General features: G+C 70.4%; 17 protein-coding genes. 10 read left to right on the forward strand and 7 right to left on the reverse strand.

Features of this window, described 5'->3' with window-relative positions; translation table 11 throughout:
* The first annotated feature begins 34 nt into the window (after positions 1–34).
* The 4 genes from ACSNOG_RS20620 (at position 35) to ACSNOG_RS20635 (ending at position 3,960) form a co-directional block, all read left to right on the forward strand.
* Positions 35–1,096: an alpha/beta fold hydrolase gene (locus tag ACSNOG_RS20620; RefSeq protein WP_436754145.1), complete on the forward strand. Its 1,062-nt coding sequence runs from the start codon at positions 35–37 to the stop codon at positions 1,094–1,096.
* A 19-nt stretch (positions 1,097–1,115) separates the two neighbouring features.
* The gene (locus tag ACSNOG_RS20625) at positions 1,116–1,355 is read left to right on the forward strand and encodes a hypothetical protein (protein ID WP_436754146.1); all 240 of its coding nucleotides are present in this window, start codon (positions 1,116–1,118) and stop codon (positions 1,353–1,355) included.
* A 353-nt stretch (positions 1,356–1,708) separates the two neighbouring features.
* Complete coding sequence (gene abc-f, locus ACSNOG_RS20630) at positions 1,709–3,343, forward strand: ribosomal protection-like ABC-F family protein (RefSeq protein ID WP_436754147.1); 1,635 nt, start codon at positions 1,709–1,711, stop codon at positions 3,341–3,343.
* A 56-nt stretch (positions 3,344–3,399) separates the two neighbouring features.
* Entirely contained in the window at positions 3,400–3,960 is a 561-nt protein-coding gene (locus ACSNOG_RS20635) for a CGNR zinc finger domain-containing protein (protein WP_436754148.1), read from the forward strand.
* 82 nt (positions 3,961–4,042) lie between these two features.
* Here ACSNOG_RS20635 and ACSNOG_RS20640 read toward each other — a convergent pair whose 3' ends face one another.
* Positions 4,043–4,645 carry a TetR/AcrR family transcriptional regulator gene (locus ACSNOG_RS20640; protein ID WP_436754149.1) on the reverse strand — a complete coding sequence of 201 codons (603 nt, stop codon included), beginning with the start codon at positions 4,643–4,645 and terminating at the stop codon, positions 4,043–4,045.
* Between the two features lie 146 nt (positions 4,646–4,791).
* On the opposite strand from ACSNOG_RS20640, the gene ACSNOG_RS20645 reads away from it, so the two are divergent.
* The 3 genes from ACSNOG_RS20645 to ACSNOG_RS20655 all read left to right on the forward strand — a co-directional run bounded on the left by ACSNOG_RS20645 (position 4,792) and on the right by ACSNOG_RS20655 (position 6,586).
* A complete protein-coding gene (locus ACSNOG_RS20645; protein WP_436754150.1) occupies positions 4,792–5,712 on the forward strand; it encodes an alpha/beta hydrolase in 921 nt (306 codons plus the stop codon).
* A 96-nt stretch (positions 5,713–5,808) separates the two neighbouring features.
* Complete coding sequence (locus ACSNOG_RS20650; protein WP_436754151.1) at positions 5,809–6,183, forward strand: hypothetical protein; 375 nt, start codon at positions 5,809–5,811, stop codon at positions 6,181–6,183.
* A gap of 169 nt (positions 6,184–6,352) precedes the next feature.
* Positions 6,353–6,586, forward strand: coding sequence for a hypothetical protein (locus ACSNOG_RS20655; protein ID WP_436754152.1), 234 nt, complete (start codon positions 6,353–6,355; stop codon positions 6,584–6,586).
* Positions 6,587–6,678: 92 nt separating this feature from the next.
* On the opposite strand, the gene ACSNOG_RS20660 is transcribed toward ACSNOG_RS20655, so the two are convergent.
* From ACSNOG_RS20660 to ACSNOG_RS20670, 3 genes are read right to left on the reverse strand one after another with little or no spacing between them, the layout of a single operon-like run.
* Entirely contained in the window at positions 6,679–8,232 is a 1,554-nt protein-coding gene (locus tag ACSNOG_RS20660) for an MFS transporter (RefSeq protein WP_436754153.1), read from the reverse strand.
* Positions 8,233–8,274: 42 nt separating this feature from the next.
* Positions 8,275–9,057: a tRNA-dependent cyclodipeptide synthase gene (locus tag ACSNOG_RS20665; RefSeq protein WP_436754154.1), complete on the reverse strand. Its 783-nt coding sequence runs from the start codon at positions 9,055–9,057 to the stop codon at positions 8,275–8,277.
* Entirely contained in the window at positions 9,048–9,863 is an 816-nt protein-coding gene (locus ACSNOG_RS20670; RefSeq protein WP_436754155.1) for a 2OG-Fe(II)-dependent halogenase WelO5 family protein, read from the reverse strand. Before ACSNOG_RS20670 ends, ACSNOG_RS20665 begins: the two co-directional genes overlap by 10 nt.
* A gap of 315 nt (positions 9,864–10,178) precedes the next feature.
* On the opposite strand from ACSNOG_RS20670, the gene ACSNOG_RS20675 reads away from it, so the two are divergent.
* Positions 10,179–10,853, forward strand: a complete 675-nt coding sequence (locus tag ACSNOG_RS20675; protein ID WP_436754156.1) for a lysophospholipid acyltransferase family protein — start codon at positions 10,179–10,181, stop codon at positions 10,851–10,853.
* 149 nt (positions 10,854–11,002) lie between these two features.
* On the opposite strand, the gene ACSNOG_RS20680 is transcribed toward ACSNOG_RS20675, so the two are convergent.
* Both ACSNOG_RS20680 and ACSNOG_RS20685 read right to left on the reverse strand, forming a co-directional pair.
* The gene (locus ACSNOG_RS20680) at positions 11,003–12,913 is read right to left on the reverse strand and encodes an endonuclease/exonuclease/phosphatase family protein (protein ID WP_436754157.1); all 1,911 of its coding nucleotides are present in this window, start codon (positions 12,911–12,913) and stop codon (positions 11,003–11,005) included.
* 351 nt (positions 12,914–13,264) lie between these two features.
* On the reverse strand, positions 13,265–13,531 hold the full coding sequence (locus ACSNOG_RS20685) for a hypothetical protein (RefSeq protein ID WP_436754158.1): 267 nt from the start codon (positions 13,529–13,531) through the stop codon (positions 13,265–13,267).
* Between the two features lie 139 nt (positions 13,532–13,670).
* On the opposite strand from ACSNOG_RS20685, the gene ACSNOG_RS20690 reads away from it, so the two are divergent.
* The gene (locus ACSNOG_RS20690; protein WP_436754159.1) at positions 13,671–14,111 is read left to right on the forward strand and encodes a GNAT family N-acetyltransferase; all 441 of its coding nucleotides are present in this window, start codon (positions 13,671–13,673) and stop codon (positions 14,109–14,111) included.
* A gap of 32 nt (positions 14,112–14,143) precedes the next feature.
* Here ACSNOG_RS20690 and ACSNOG_RS20695 read toward each other — a convergent pair whose 3' ends face one another.
* A complete protein-coding gene (locus ACSNOG_RS20695) occupies positions 14,144–14,278 on the reverse strand; it encodes a hypothetical protein (RefSeq protein WP_436754160.1) in 135 nt (44 codons plus the stop codon).
* Between the two features lie 159 nt (positions 14,279–14,437).
* On the opposite strand from ACSNOG_RS20695, the gene ACSNOG_RS20700 reads away from it, so the two are divergent.
* Positions 14,438–14,749 carry an SH3 domain-containing protein gene (locus ACSNOG_RS20700; protein ID WP_120753532.1) on the forward strand — a complete coding sequence of 104 codons (312 nt, stop codon included), beginning with the start codon at positions 14,438–14,440 and terminating at the stop codon, positions 14,747–14,749.
* Positions 14,750–14,789 lie beyond the last annotated feature (40 nt).

Consider the following 14,789-nt stretch of genomic DNA (forward strand, 5'->3'; position numbering starts at 1 on the left):
AGGCCGGCACTTCGAGACGCACGGAGGGCTTCACGTGATCAACAGGCGTATGTTCGGCAAGGCCCTTGGCCTGGGGGCCGGTGGCGCTGTGGCCGCAACAGTGGCGGGATCGCCGGCACCGGCTCACGCCTCGGCCCCGGCGAGTGCGGCCGGTTTCCGTGAACGCACTGCCGAACGCACTGCCGAAGGCACTGCGTTCCCGCCGCTCAAGAAGGTCAGGGCCGGTCTGCTCGAGATCGGCTACGCCGAAATGGGGCCGGCCCACGGGACACCGGTCATCTGCCTGCACGGCTGGCCGTACGACATCCACAGCTTCGTCGACGTCGCGCCCCTGCTGGCGGCGGAGGGCCACCGGGTGATCGTTCCCTATCTGCGCGGCCACGGCACGACGCGCTTCGTCTCGCCGCGGACCTTCAGGAACGGGCAGCAGTCGGCCATCGCCCTCGACACCATCGCCCTGATGGACGCGCTGGGGCTGGAGCAGGCCGTGCTCGCCGGATTCGACTGGGGGGCACGGACCGCCGGCATCATCGCGGCATTGTGGCCCGGACGCTGCCGGGCCTTGGTGTCGGTGGGCGGTTATCTCACCGTCAACCTCGAGGCCAACCTCCGGCCGCTGGCGCCGGCGACCGAGCACGCCTGGTGGTACCAGTACTACTTCGCCACGGAGCGGGGCCGGATGGCCATGGAGGACAGGGGCAAGCGGCACGACCTGACGCGGCTGGTCTGGAACACCGTCTCCCCGACGTGGAACTTCGACGACGCCACCTTCGAGCGCACGGCCGCCGCCTTCGAGAATCCGGACTACGCCCCCATCGTCATCCACAACTACCGCTGGCGGCTCAGCCTCGCCGAGGGCGAACGGCGCTACGAGCCGTACGAGAAGCGACTCGCCGCCCGGCCGGTCGTCACCGTGCCGACGGTGACGCTCGACGCCGAGCGCGACCCGTTCACCGTTCCGGGCGACGGGTCCGCGTACCGGGACAGATTCGCGGGCCCGTACGACCACCGCACCCTGAAGGGCATCGGCCACAACACGCCGCAGGAGGCACCCGAGGCGTTCGCCCGAGCCGTCCTCGACGCGATCCGCCTCTGACGGAACGGGAGACTGAACGATGAACGACCGCAACCCACAGAACCGCAACCCACAGGAAAGCAACCCACAGAACCGCAACCCACAGGACAGCAGCTCGGCAGCGCGCCAGGCACGCTTCGGCGCGCTGCCCGAGCGGATCGCCTACGAGGACATGGTCGAGGTGAAGGAAGCCGCGCCGAGGGACCCGGCGCGGGACGGCCGCACCCCCGAAGGGGCGGGGCACCTCCTCTCCTGCCTGGCGTGGGACCTGGTGCTCTGACGTGCCCTCCTCCGCCGGGCGGGCCGGGGGCCACGAGCCCTCACGCCGGCGACGGCGGAGGAAAAGGCTTCGGGTTACCGCAAGGAGCCTGATACGGTGATCGAGATAGTGATCCTTCGCAGAGGAGTCCTGACATGGCGGGTGACGACGACATCTCCGGGTGATACCCGGATCTGATCGACCACCGGTAAGCGCACCCTTGGCAGTGCCGCCGTCGTGGTCATCTCGTCGTCCCCTCTTGCCCTGTCTCAGGCGCAGTGCCCTCCACGCGGCGGCTTCCGCACAGCGGTTTCCCCGTTTCCCTGATCCCTTGTGGAATGGCGCGTGCCTCTTTCCCTCACGAGGTCATCACCATGTCCGACGCTTCCGTCATCTGCTCCCAGCTGTCCTTCTCCTGGCCCGACGACACCCCGGTCTTCGACGGCCTGTCCTTCACCGTCGGCGCCGGACGTACGGGCCTCGTGGCGCCCAACGGCTCCGGCAAGAGCACCCTGCTGAAGCTGATCGCCGGTGAATTGCGACCGGCAGCAGGGTCGTTGACCGTGAACGGCACGATCGGCTACCTCCCGCAGACCCTTCCCTTGACCGGCGAGCCGACGGTGGCCGAGGTCCTCGGCGTCGACGCCGTGATCCGCGCCATCGACGCCGTCGAGTCCGGCGACGTGAGCGAGGAGCACTTCACCGTCATCGGCGACGACTGGGACATCGAGGAACGCACCCGCGCCCAACTCGACCGGCTCGGCCTCGCCCACCTCGCCCTCGACCGGACCCTGGGCACGCTCAGCGGCGGCCAGATCGTCAGCCTCGGACTGGCGGCGCAGCTGCTCAAGCGGCCCGACGTCCTGCTGCTGGACGAACCGACCAACAACCTCGACCTCGAAGCCCGCCACAAGCTCTACGACGTGCTCTCGGACTGGAACGGCAGCCTGCTGCTCGTGAGCCACGACCGGGCCCTGCTGGACCGCATGGAGCGCATCGCCGAACTCGACCGCGGCGAACTGCGCCTCTACGGAGGCAACTTCACCCAGTACGAGCAGGCCGTACGGGCCGAGCAGGACGTCGCGGAGAAGAACGTACGCAACGCCGAACAGGAGCTGAAGCGGGAGAAGCGCGAGATGCAGCAGGCCCGCGAACGGGCCGAGCGCCGCGCGAGCAACGCCGCCCGCAACCTCAAGAACGCCGGCCTGCCGCGCATCTTCGCCGGGAACATGAAGCGCGGTGCCCAGGAATCCGCGGGCCGGGCGGGCCAGATGCACGCCACCCGCCTCCACGAGGCACAGGCCCGGCTCGACGAAGCGGGACGCGCCCTGCGCGACGAGCAGCGGCTCACCCTGGAACTGCCCGACACCGACGTCCCGGCCGGACGCACCGTCTTCCTGGGCGAGCGGATGCAGATCCGGCACGGCGAACGGAACCTGTTCGCGGGAGACGGAGCCGACCTCGCGATCCGCGGCCCCGAACGCATCGCGCTCACCGGCCCCAACGGCGCGGGCAAGACCACCCTGCTCCGGCTGATCACCGGTGAACTCGCCCTGGACGACGGCACCGTCAAGCGTGCCGACGGGCGGATCGCCTCCCTCTCGCAGCGCCTGGACCTGCTCGACCCCGACCGCACCGTGGCCGAGAACTTCGCGGTGTTCGCCCCGCACCGGCCGGAGGCGGAACGCATGAACCTGCTCGCACGCTTCCTGTTCCGCGGCCCCCGCGCACACCTGCCCGTGCGCGTGCTCTCCGGCGGCGAACGCCTGCGCGCCACCCTGGCCTGCGTCCTGTGCGCCGAACCGGCCCCGCAGCTGTTGCTGCTGGACGAGCCCACGAACAACCTCGACCTGGTCGGCGCGAGCCAGCTGGAGAGCGCCCTGAAGTGCTACCGCGGCGCGTTCGTGGTGGTCAGCCACGACGAGCGCTTCCTCGAACGGATCGGCGTCGACCGGTGGCTGCGGGTCGCCGACGGCGAACTGACGGAGACGGGAGCACCGCACGCATGAGGCGCTGACGGCCGGCGACCCTTGCGGGCGCCATCGTCACCCGTCAGGATGGTGACGTGAATCTGGATCATGTCTTCGTGTGCGGCAACCCGGCGCTGGACTTCGCGGCCACGCTCCGGGCGCGGCGCACGGCGCGATTCGAGATGTTCGCGGCACCGGACCGCCTGGACGCGTGGTACGTGGAGTCCGGCATCGTCGACTCCGTCTCGCCCGCCCGGCAGGCCGACGTGGTGCGGGCGACCACCCTGCGGGAGGCCGTCTACCAGCTGATCACGGCCCGGCGCCTCGGCGCGGACTTCGGCGACGAAGCGCTGGCCGCGGTCAACGACGCGGCCCGCAGGGCTCCCGCTGCCCCGCAGCTGACCCGCTCCGGCCGCTGGACGGCGGCAACGCAGCGAGAAGCGCTGTCCACCGTCGCCCGGCACGCCGTGGAACTCCTGAGCGGCCCGGACGTACCCCTGCTCAAGGAGTGCGGCAACCCCGAGTGCACTCGTGTCTACATCGACCGCTCGCGCGGCGGCAGGCGACAGTGGTGCGGCATGGAGTCCTGCGGCAACAAGCTCAAGGCCGCCGCCTATCGGGCCCGCAGGAAGACCTCCGTCACCTCCGCGGGGTAAGCGCGGCAGGTGCCTGCGACCGGATCGCCGTCAAGACCGGCTTCCGTGGGGCCGTGCGCTCGCTGCGCCGCACACGCCCGGCTCATGTGGCGGCCCGGAGTGCGGCGAGGCGGTGGTTCAGCGTCTCCAGGGCCGAAGCCGGAGTGTGGCGGCCCATCAGGATCTGCATGCTGAGCCCGTCGGTGAGGGCGATCAGGGCGCCCGCCTCCTGGTCGGCATCGGCGTCGGAGCGGATCTCTCCGGAAGCCTGTGCGGTGCGGAGCAGCAGGGCGATGAGCTCCACCAGCCCCTCGTACTGCTTGCGCTGGACGGCCGCCAGGGCGGGGGTGACGGCGGCGTGCGCGGCGAAGGCGAGCCAGACCCGGGTCTCCGCCGAGGTCGGCTCGTCGTGCGGCATGATGCCGGCGAGAGTGTGCTCCAGCATCGTCGCGGCCGCATCCGGGTCGGCGGAGCCGGCGATCCGGCCCTGCACGCGCGCGCTGACCCGCTCGTTCATGTCCTCCACGACGGAGACCATCATCTCTTCCTTGCCGGGGAAGCACCGCTGCACGGCTCCGACCGAGACGCCGGCCCGGGCCGCGACGTCGCGCATGGTCACGCCTTCCAGCCCTCGCTCGCTGATGAGGGCGAAGGCCGCCGCCACGATCTGACGCCGCCGGCTGTCGTAATCCACCTGTCTGGGCATACCCCCGAGCCTAGGTGATACGTTCGTATCGATACGAACGTATCGGAACCATTGCGTCGAGCGACGGAGGGAATTGCAAGATGCCTCGGGAAAACACTCATGCCCCTGGGGTCGGCCGACGACGCCTCTTACGCAGCGCCGGGGCCGTGGTCGCCGCTGCCGGTACGGGGGCCGCCGCGGGCGGTCTGCTCGGCACGCGCGCGGGGAGAGGCGAGGGCGCGCCCCGGAAACAGCCGACCTTCCTCCTCGTCCACGGCGCCAACAGCAACGCCTACGCCTTCGCCCCGCTGATCGCCGCACTCGCCCTCCAAGGTCACCGTGCGCTCGCCGTGGACCTCCCCGGTCATGGAGCACAGGCGAATTTTCCGCTCGCCTACCAGGCGCCGCAGGACCTGGACGCGTTCGCAACCGCCCCGTCGCCGGTTCTCTCCGGGGCGACCCTGGAGGACAACGCCCGCCACGTCGTGGGCGTCGTACGCCGCATCGCACGGCAAGGGCCGGTCATCCTGGTCGGTCACAGCATGGGAGGGGCCACGATCACGAGGGTGGGCAATCAGGTGCCGGACGCGATAGCGCGGCTGGTCTACCTGTCGGCGTTCTGCTGCGTCCGGATACGCACCATCCTCGACTGCTTCCTGCTCCCGGAGGGGCGGACGAGCTTGCTCCCCACCATTCCGAGCGTGGGCGACCCCGGGCGGACCGGTGTCCTCCGTAACAACTGGCGTTCGGCGGACCCCGGCTTCCTCGCCAAGACGAAGGCCGCCTTCGCGGCGGACTACGACGACGCGGCCTTCCGCAACGCCCTCAACGCCTTCGAACCGGATGAATCGGCCTCGCTCATCCACGACGACGCCCGCGGCCATCCGGCAACCTGGGGCCGCGTCCCCCGCAGCTACGTGCGCTTCACCCTCGACCGCAGCATCCCGCCGGCCCTCCAGGACCGGATGGTCAAGGAGGCCGATGCGGCGACACCCCGCAACCGGTTCGACGTCCACTCCCTGCCCGCCCCGCACCTGGGGCCCGCCGACCCGGCCCCTTTGGCCGCGATCCTCGCGGACCTCGCGTGATGACGGTAAGGGGCGGGCCGTGGGGCCGTGGGCCGTCGGGCATCTGAGTAGGTGAGCGGATTGGCAACCGCGGATGCCTCGTCAAGGGTGAGTGTCATGACCGACAACACCGGCGCCACGCCCAGCCGACGGGACAGAGGAATCCTGATCCTGTACATGCTCGTCCTGACAGCGCTCTTCCTGACCCCCTGTTTGTGGGTGTGGTCGAAGGCTCTCGACGCGGTCCAGCACCCGTCGGGATCCGACTGGCAGCGCAACCATGACGACAACGTCCAGTTCGCGGTGGCGTCCCTCCTCGTTTTCGGCGGGCCCTTGGCGGGGGCGTCGCTGGGAGGGATCGTCGCGAGCGCTCGCAGGAAACACGCCGGGGCCGGAGCCGCGACCGGAGCGTGCCTGGCGACGCTCGGCCTGGTGATCTGCGGCGTGGTGGGCTTTTTCTGGATGCTCAGCCACGCGACATGGGAGTTCTAGGCCGTGTGCACCTGCGCACCTGCGCAGCTGCGCACCGGCGTGGTCGGACGGAGCCTGTGGTCGGCCGGAGGCCGCCTTCGGGTCCGCCGAAACGGGAAGACCGGTCCCAGTTCGAATTATGTCCGACCGGATCGGGGTAACCGCTCGGTTACCGATCAAGGAGGTTGACATGGCCGGATTCCTCGACCGGGCCAAGGAACAGGCCCAGCAGGCCCTCGCCCAGGGCAAGGAGAAGGTGGAGGACGTACAGGCACAACGAGCCGGTAACGACCTGCTGAAGAAGCTCGGCGCGGCCTACTACGCAGAAAAGCGCGGGTCAGGCGGAATGGACGCCACGCAGCAAGCACTCAGTGCTTTGGAAGCCCACATCGCCACCCACGGGGACGGTTTCCTGCGCGGGTAGCCCGGCCGGGCGGGGACGTTCCCGGGCCAGGTCGGCCGGCCCTTGCCCGGGGCCGGCCGACGGAAGAGTCCGGGTGTGCGCCCGCCGGTGCCTTACCGGGCGAGCTCGTTGTCGGCCGTCACCTCGCAGGCGGTGGCCGTGGACCGGCGGGCCGAGAGGCCGAGCAGGCCGAGGACGGCGAGGGCGGCCAGCGACGTGCCGGCCACCATCCACATGGCGCTCTGCATGCCGTGGGAGAAGACCCGGCCGTAGATCTCGTCGATCTCCGCTCCGCTGAGGGAGGTGTGCTGCCGGAGCAGCGCCGTGGCGTGTTCCGGTTCACCGACGACGGACTGTGTCCAGGAGCCGGTGGGCGCGTGGCGTTCGGCGAGTTCGGCGTTCAGGGTGCGTTCGCTCCGAAGGCGGTAGAGGTTGATGGCGGCCGCCAGGCCGATGGCTCCGCCGAGGTTGTGGAAGGTCCAGGAGGAGCCGACGGCGAGCCCCGCCTGCCGCTCGGGCACGGAGGACAGCGCGGAGACGGTGGCGGGGCCGAGGATGAACGCCCAGCCGAGACCCATGGCCACCAGCGCGAGGGCGAGGTATCCGATGGAGGTGTCGGGGGCGATCCGCGCGAGCAGCAGGGCCGAGACCGTGAACGCGGCGAAGCCGATGGCCAGGAGCTTCCTGGGGCCGTAGCGGTCGGTCAGCCGGCCGACGCCGGGGGACAGCGCCGCCATGACGGCGGTGCACGGCAGCAGCAGTGCACCGGTGGCGTAACCGCCGTAGCCCCGTACGTCACTGAGGTAGAGGGGCAGCAAGAACAGCACGGTGGCGTAGAAGCAGGCCAGGGCGAAGTCGGAGACGATGGCGCCGAGGAAGGCGCGGTGACGGAAGAGCCGGAAGTCGATGATGGGGACGGCCACGCGGCGCTCGACGGCGTGGAAGGCGATGAGCGAGGCCGCCGCGAATGCCAGCAGGCCCAGGGTGCGGGCGCTGGACCAGCCCCAGTGGTCGCCCAGGGTGAAGGCGAGGACCACGGCGGGGATGCCCAGGCTGATGAGCACGAGGCCGGGCCGGTCCAGGCCGGGCGCGTCCTGGTCGCGGGACTCCTTGACGCTGAAGGAGCACAGGGCCAGGGCGACGGCGATGAGGGGCACGTTCAGCCAGAACACCCAGTGCCAGCCGACGGAGGAGACGATGACTCCGCCGAGCAGCGGGCCGACGGCCAGGCCCAGGCCGTTGACGCCGTAGAGGGCGCCGATGGCCCGGCCGCGCTGCGACTGGGGGAAGGCGTTCTGGACGATGGCGCCCGTGGAGGTGTAGAGAACGGCTCCCGCGGCGCCTTGGAGGAACCGGAAGGCGATGAGCCAGCCGGTGTCCGGGGCGAGTCCGGCGCCGAGGGAGGCCAGGGCGAAGACGACGGTTCCGGTGTAGAGGACGCGACGCCGGCCGTAGGCGTCAGCCAGCCGCCCCATCGTCACCATGAACATCGACAGGGCGACGATGAACATGTTGACGATGAGCTGGAGGTCGGTCACGGAGGCGCCGAGATCGGCCTGGATCTGCGGGGCGGCGGTATTGACGATGGTGAGGTCGATGCAGCCGAGGAAGCTGATGAGGCTGACCCCGGTAAATGCCCACCACTTGCGGTCGGTCGATGCTGTCACGGCTGTCACGGTGATGTTCCCCTACACCGGGTCAAAGGGTGGTCAGGCGATGGGCTGGGTGGCGGTGGCCCGCTTCTTGAACTTCAGGGAAAGCCATTCAGCCTTACCCGGATATGCGTCCTCGACGAACAGCCGGCGAGTCTCCGCCATGGCCCCCGTCATGGGCTGCGGATAAATCACATAGTCGTATCCGCGGTGTGCCCAGGTCGGCATGATGACGGGGCATTCCTCGATGAGGTAGGACAGGCAGTTCCGGGACGCCGTGGCGATATCCGCTTCCGGATCGCGGGCCGTGAGGCGGTCGAGGAACTTCCCGACGGTGCGGAGCAGGGCCTGCCGGTAGCGCGGGTCGTGCTCGTAGGCGTCCTCGACGAGCTTGCGGAACTGCGGGTACACGGGGTCGCGCAGCGCCTCGTCCCAGCGGAGGACATCGCTGATCGCGGAGATCCGCGCGAGCGTCTTCTCGTTGCGGTGCAGCCACTCGTCCCCCGCCGTGAGTGCGCGGTCGTAAGCGTCCTGCCGGGAAAGCCCGAGATAGTTGGTGCGCTGCAGAGTATCAGCCACGGCAATGGTCACTTGCCGGAACCCGCCGCGTTCGATGAGTTCCGTCGTGGCACGGAGCTTGTCGCCCTCGTGATAGCGCTGGCCGACGCTCACCAGCAGGACGGCCCGTTTCCTGGTGAGGGAGAGCGATTTGGCCCTTTCCCCGAAACTCGCCTTGCTGCGGCCGTCCAGGACGGGGGAGTGCCGGATCCCGTTGGATCCGGCGAATTCACTGATGTCGTGGCCGATGCTTTTGACGTCGTTGTTCACCGTCAGCTCCACAGTTCGAGCGGGCGGTCGGTGCCGTAGTAGCCGAGGAAGTGCCCCAGGGTGATGCGGGGCTCGTCGCCCGACGGGCGCACGGCGTGGATCTGACGCGGGTTGAGCAGGAGCAGATCGCCCGGGGCCGGCTTGACGACCTCGACCGGCGGGCCGATCTTCTCGCGGTCGATCCCCCAGGTCCGCTCGCCCATGAGGCCGCGGTAGGCGTCCTCCCTGGGCTCGGTGCCCCACAGCTCCAGCTCTCCGCCGGTGCGCGGGATGTTGACGTAGATGTTGATCGAGAGCTGTGCCTCGAGGCGGTGCGCGTGCTCGGCGGGCAGGTTCCGCTCCAGGGCGTCGGTGTGCGGGTTGAGGTCGACATTCCTGTCCTGGTAGCGGCAGATGCCGACGAATGCCTTGCGGCCTTCCACGTGCATCAAGCCGGCCCCGGCGGCCCAGGTCTCCTCCAGCAGCAGCCGCAGGACGTCGCTGGGCGAGGCGTAGGGCGCGAACAGGTCGCGCATCCGCCGGATGTTGTCGCGCGCCTCGGCGTGATAGCGATCGCGTGAGGCGCTGTCGCTGATCTCCGAGTAGGCGAACCCGATGCGCTTGAACTCCGCGGCCTGGCTCAGACTGCCCCGGTCGGGGTGGTCGACGAGCTGCCGCCGCGCCGAGGCGAGGGCCTCCGGGTGCACGAAACCCGGAATGTGGACGGCCAGCGTGGTGCCTTCGACGACCGAGAGGATGTCTTCTTGGGACAGTTGGGATGAGGTGGTGCGCTTGACGTTGATGATGTCCCCCGTGTGTGCGGCCCGTGTGCCCGACAAGCGAGGCACGGGGTGTTTTGCAGGTAATGCCATCATCTCGACCGTTAACTACTGGATCCTCATGCTGTGTAACGAACCGTGAGTGCACCCTTGGATGAGGCGGACCTTCCGGTCGTTCCTCCCGACGGTGGAGACGAGTGCGCGGCGTCTCCACCGCGAGGCAGGGGGCGCACCCCGGATACCCGCCATGGGCGCGCGCCTGCGGCTTCACACCCCGCTTCCGTACGCCCCGGATCTGAGTAGGACTACTCAGGACCACACGCGGTCCCCGGCCCACAATGAAGATCACCCCTGGACGGATCCGAGGACCTTCCCATGCTCAGCAGCATCGCCACCACCGTCGTACCGGCGTTCGGCCGACTGACCGTCACGGCCGACCCCGGCGCCGACTTCGCGCCCGGCAGCATCATCGCCGCGAACCACACCTCCCTGGCGGACCCGGCCGTCGTGCTGGCCGCGCTGCACCGCCTGGGTGTACGGCCCGTGGTGATGGCCGCCGCCGGCCTGTGGCGGATACCGGTGCTCGGCGGCCTGCTGGAGCGGGAGGGGCACATCGCCGTGCATCGCGGCAGCGGGCGGGCGGTCGAAGCCCTCGACGCCGCCGCGGCCGCGCTCCGCCGCGGCCGCCTCGTCCTCATCTACGGCGAGGGCCGCCTCCCGCAGCGCAGGGACGCGGGGGAGGAGGCACCGGGTCCGTTCCGCAGCGGACTCTCGCGCCTCGCCCACGCGACCAGCGCGCCGGTCATCCCGCTGGGACAGGCGGGAGCCCGCCGTCTCGTCTCCGGCCTGCCCGCCAAGCAGCTGGCGGGGCTCGCCACGGCACCGCTGCGGCGCCCCCGCGTGCACGTCCACGTGGGCGCCCGCACGCAGGTGACGGGCGTCGACATGGTGACGGCCACGGTGCACGCCCGGCAGGCGGTGACGCGCGCCTGGGAGACCGCGGTGCGGTGCCTGTCGGAACCGGCCGGGCGGGGCCGTCCGTTGGCGTAGTGGCACTCCGGTCGGCGCAGGCAGCGGCCGAGGTGGGCCGCTCTGCGCCGACCGGAGCGGTGGAGCGAACCCCGCGCGAAGCCGCAGAGGTCCGCAGCGGTGCGCGCGAGGGTGGCGGGCGCGGCTACGGGGTTATGGCGGTTACGGGGTCACGGCACGATCGTCCAGCGCTGACGGGCGTCGTCGCTGCAGGTCCCGATCGTCACGTACCCCGTTTCCCGCGCCGACGGCACCAGGCACAGGTGCGCGGCCTCGTTGCGGAAGCGGAGGGTGCCGTCGCCGTAGGTCTCCGCCTGCCAGCGACCGCCGGTCCCGTCCGTCTTGCTGCCGCGGCCGGAGCAGTCGTGCAGCACGGAACGCTCGCCGGGGCGGGGCTGGACGCTGTCCCCGATGTCGACGCACCGTCCGCCGCTGTTGAGTCCCCTGAGCCGGACGATGTTGTCACCGCTGCCGGCGTACTCGATGTCCCACCGCTGGGTGCTGACCTCGTTGCGCCGGCGGGTGGTGAGGGGGGTGCCGTCGTGGGCGGTCCCGCCGAAGACGTCCAGGTAGTAGCCGTTCCAGGCGCGCAGACGGACCCGCCCGTCACTGTCCTCCCACGCGCGCTCGGGTACCGCGCGGGAGTTGTCCCACCACTGCTGGGCCGGCATGTCGCTGCACGGGAAGGCCACGACCGGCTGCGCGTTCCCCGTACCGGTCAGGCACAGGTTCGGGTACTGGGAGTTGTGCCAGCGCAGGGGGCCGCCGGACGCGCCCGTGTCCTCGGGATGCCACTGGGCCCCGGGCGACTCGCACGACAGCATCAGGACCGGCGACATCGGCACGAACGGATTGACGCCGGGGCACGCCTCGCCGGCGGCGAGGGCGGCACGGCCGGCGAGGGCGGCGGTCGCGGCTGCTCGGGGGCTGTTGCCCCGCAAGCGGTACCAGTGCGCCCGCACGGTCTCCACGCGGAACCGCTGCCGGGCGTTGTACGCCTGCAGGCGGGTGGTCACACGGCCGTTGTCGTCCACGTCGAGGGCCAGCCCGGTCCGGGCGTTCTCGAAGGCGGAGGAGAAGTTGTGCACCGGGCCGTCGGGCGCGGCCGGTACGGGGGTGGGGGCCGGTTCGAACTGGACCGGGTAGTGGTCCGAGCTGCGGCCCGCGGGGATGTCCGCGTTGAACCGGGGCGTGCCGCGCGTGATGGCGTAGTCGAGTTCGCCGCCCCTCTGGTGGGTGGAGCGGCCGGTTCGGGCCAGTTGCTCGTCGGGCCGCAGGCGGAGGCTCTGCTCGCGGGCCTGGCGGTCGGTGCGGTTGCGGATGTCGAGGTTGAAGTCACCGACCATGACCCAGTTCTCGCCGGCCCGGGCGGCGGCACGGATCCGCCTGAGCAGCGGGGCGACGTCCGTGCCGCGCGCGTGGACGTTGTAGTAGACGGTGTTGCCGACCCGCACGCCGAGGGCGCGGCGGTAGCGGTACTCGTTGCGGGGCTCGTCCCGGTTGTACAGCGGGTTCTCGATGATGCGGACCTCGTCCGCGCGGGCGTGGGTGACCACTGCCAGGTTGACCCGGCCGCCCTGCCAGCGGTCCCGTCCCGTGGTGCTGTCGCGCTGCGGGTCGGTCTGGAGGAAGTACACGTGGCGGGTGTGGTTGCGGTACCGCCACACCGTGTGGTTCACGTGGTCCGGCAGGCCCGCCGGGAACGGGCCGGGGATGCGGATCGACTCACCGACGCCGTGGCGCTGGTGCGCGGCGGTGGGCGGCCCGTTGCCGGCCTCCTGGAGGGTGACCACGGGGTGATGCATCGTCAGTGGGCCGACCTCGCCGGTCCAGCGCGACCCGTTGTCGGAGCCCTGCATGTTGTAGGTGGCGAACGGCAGGCTGCCGTTGTTCGGCGAGGACGCCGTGTTCGTCGGCCGGTCGTCCGCCCGCGCCGTGGAGCCGCCCGGCCCGGGCGCGGCGCCGACCAGCAGCCCGGCGGCCAGCAGCGCGGAGGTGAGGGCCGCCGTCAGCCGTGTTCTGCGAGGACCGCGTGGTCCCGGGCGGGCTTTGGCCAGGGGTGGTGGTAACGGTATGCGCACGGTGGTCTCCTCGGCGAGCGATCGGACACGAACAACTGCGGGAACGATCCGTTCATAATCGGAAGCTCTGCGTCAAGGGTCGCCTGGGTCTCAACTTCCGCTGTCCATAAGGATTTTGGCCGTACGCGGGATCGTCGGGTCCGGCCGTCCTGACCGGCGGCCAGGAAGACGGAGAAAGCCCGGTGCCCGGGCAGGTTCCCCTGCCCGGGCATCGCGCGCATGGCGTCGGCCAGTTCCCGGCGGCCGGTGGCCGCGGCCTTGACGTAGGGGTTGAGGCGGCGGACCAGTTCGTAGTTTCTCCAGCCGAGAACCCGCCGTCCCCCGTCCAGCCGGCGGCTGAGGCCGACCGCGTCAGCGGTGCGGGCGGCCTGCGGCGGGACGGCCCTTGCCGCCGCAGACCTCCTTCACCGCCCCGGCGTACTGGCTGACGACCGGCACACCGGTGAGGTCCTGCCGGCACACCGTGGACTGGACGTCGGTCGAGAACTTCTGCACGGGAGCGAGGGGATCGGGATCACCGGCGCCGGAGGCGTGGGCGGGGACGGCCGTCATGCCGAGCATGGCCGCACCGAGAGCGCTGACAGCGCTGAGAGCACCGAGGGTGACGAGCTGCTTCATGCCCCGTCTATCGATTCACCCGGGCGCGAGGTTGCGTATCAATGGTCCTCTAGGGGTACGTGCGCGCGCTGAGTGGGGGCCGTCTCCGCTGGTGTCAGGCGTGGGGGCCGGCCCCTCCGCACCCTGTAGCGTGTAATGCATGAATAGCTCTATCACCCCTTACGAGCCTTACGAGTTGCGTGCTGGCGTGCCCTCCGTCGAGGTTTTCCGCCGCCTGCGCACCGATGCCGGCCTCTCCGACAAGACCCCCGAGGCCGTTGCGCTCGCGCTGCCCAACACGTGGTACGGCGTGGTCCTCCACCACGAGGGCGAGCCCATCGGCATGGGGCGGATCATCGGAGACGGTGGTACGGCGTTTCAGATCGTCGACATATGCGTGCACCCCGCGCACCAGGGCCACGGCCTCGGCAAGCTCATCATGGCCGCGCTCACCGAGGAACTGGAGCGCCGGGCGCCGGCCACCGCGTACGTCTCCCTCATCGCGGACGGCCCCGCGCGCTTCCTCTACGAGAAGTTCGGCTTCGCGGACACCGCCGAGCACGACTCGATCGGCATGTACCGCATGATGGGCGGGAGCTGAAGCCTGCGGGCCGCCCCGACGCACGGGGCGCATCAGTCGAGGGCGGCGGTGAGGCCCCGGGAGACGGACACGTCGGCGACCCGGTGCGGTTCCCCGAACGCGAGCGCGTTCGTGCGCAGGCTCGTGGCCGGGCTGGAGGTGAGCCGGTAGGAGGTGTACGCGAACACCGCACGGGGGACCTTCGGCGCGCCCCTGTCACCGATTGGTCATGGGTATGTCCCGGGGCTGCGTCAGGGCCTTTTTCAAGATCATCCGCTGATAGTTTTCCGTCTCGCCGGGTCCAAGATCATTTGGCGCTCGGCTCGACCATTGTTGAGGAGTAACAAGTGAATTCTGTCATTCGGGGGAAGAGCGCGGGCAAGCGTGCCGGTGCCGTGGCGGGCCTGCTGGTCGCCGCCACGCTCGGTGGCGCGGCTCTGGCGGCGCCGGCGTACGCCGACGACGTCTACGGCCACTGCACGGGTGAGGGCGTGCGCATCCGCGCCGCTGCGAGCACGTCCAGCTCGGTCGTCGGTCTCTGCTACAGCAACCACCGCCTGGCGCACCGTGATGTCTCGGGCGACGGTCAGTGGGACAAGGTCTACGACGTGAACACCGGTGCGTCCGGCTGGATCTCGCACGGTTACTGGAGCTGGTAAACAGCAGCCGGGGGCCGCGGGGGTTCACCCCTGTCTCTTA

This window comes from Streptomyces sp. URMC 124 (genome assembly GCF_051386455.1).
Classification (GTDB): Bacteria; Actinomycetota; Actinomycetes; order Streptomycetales; family Streptomycetaceae; genus Streptomyces.

Bases quoted from the DNA above. Each gene is read 5' to 3' on its own strand.
- ACSNOG_RS20675 (WP_436754156.1), top strand. From the start codon at position 10,179: ATGCTCAGCAGCATCGCCACCACCGTCGTACCGGCGTTCGGCCGACTG.
- ACSNOG_RS20650 (WP_436754151.1), top strand. From the start codon at position 5,809: ATGACCGACAACACCGGCGCCACGCCCAGCCGACGGGACAGAGGAATC.
- ACSNOG_RS20655 (WP_436754152.1), top strand. From the start codon at position 6,353: ATGGCCGGATTCCTCGACCGGGCCAAGGAACAGGCCCAGCAGGCCCTC.
- ACSNOG_RS20625 (WP_436754146.1), top strand. From the start codon at position 1,116: ATGAACGACCGCAACCCACAGAACCGCAACCCACAGGAAAGCAACCCA.
- ACSNOG_RS20640 (WP_436754149.1), bottom strand. From the start codon at position 4,645: ATGCCCAGACAGGTGGATTACGACAGCCGGCGGCGTCAGATCGTGGCG.
- ACSNOG_RS20685 (WP_436754158.1), bottom strand. From the start codon at position 13,531: ATGAAGCAGCTCGTCACCCTCGGTGCTCTCAGCGCTGTCAGCGCTCTC.
- ACSNOG_RS20690 (WP_436754159.1), top strand. From the start codon at position 13,671: ATGAATAGCTCTATCACCCCTTACGAGCCTTACGAGTTGCGTGCTGGC.
- abc-f (WP_436754147.1), top strand. From the start codon at position 1,709: ATGTCCGACGCTTCCGTCATCTGCTCCCAGCTGTCCTTCTCCTGGCCC.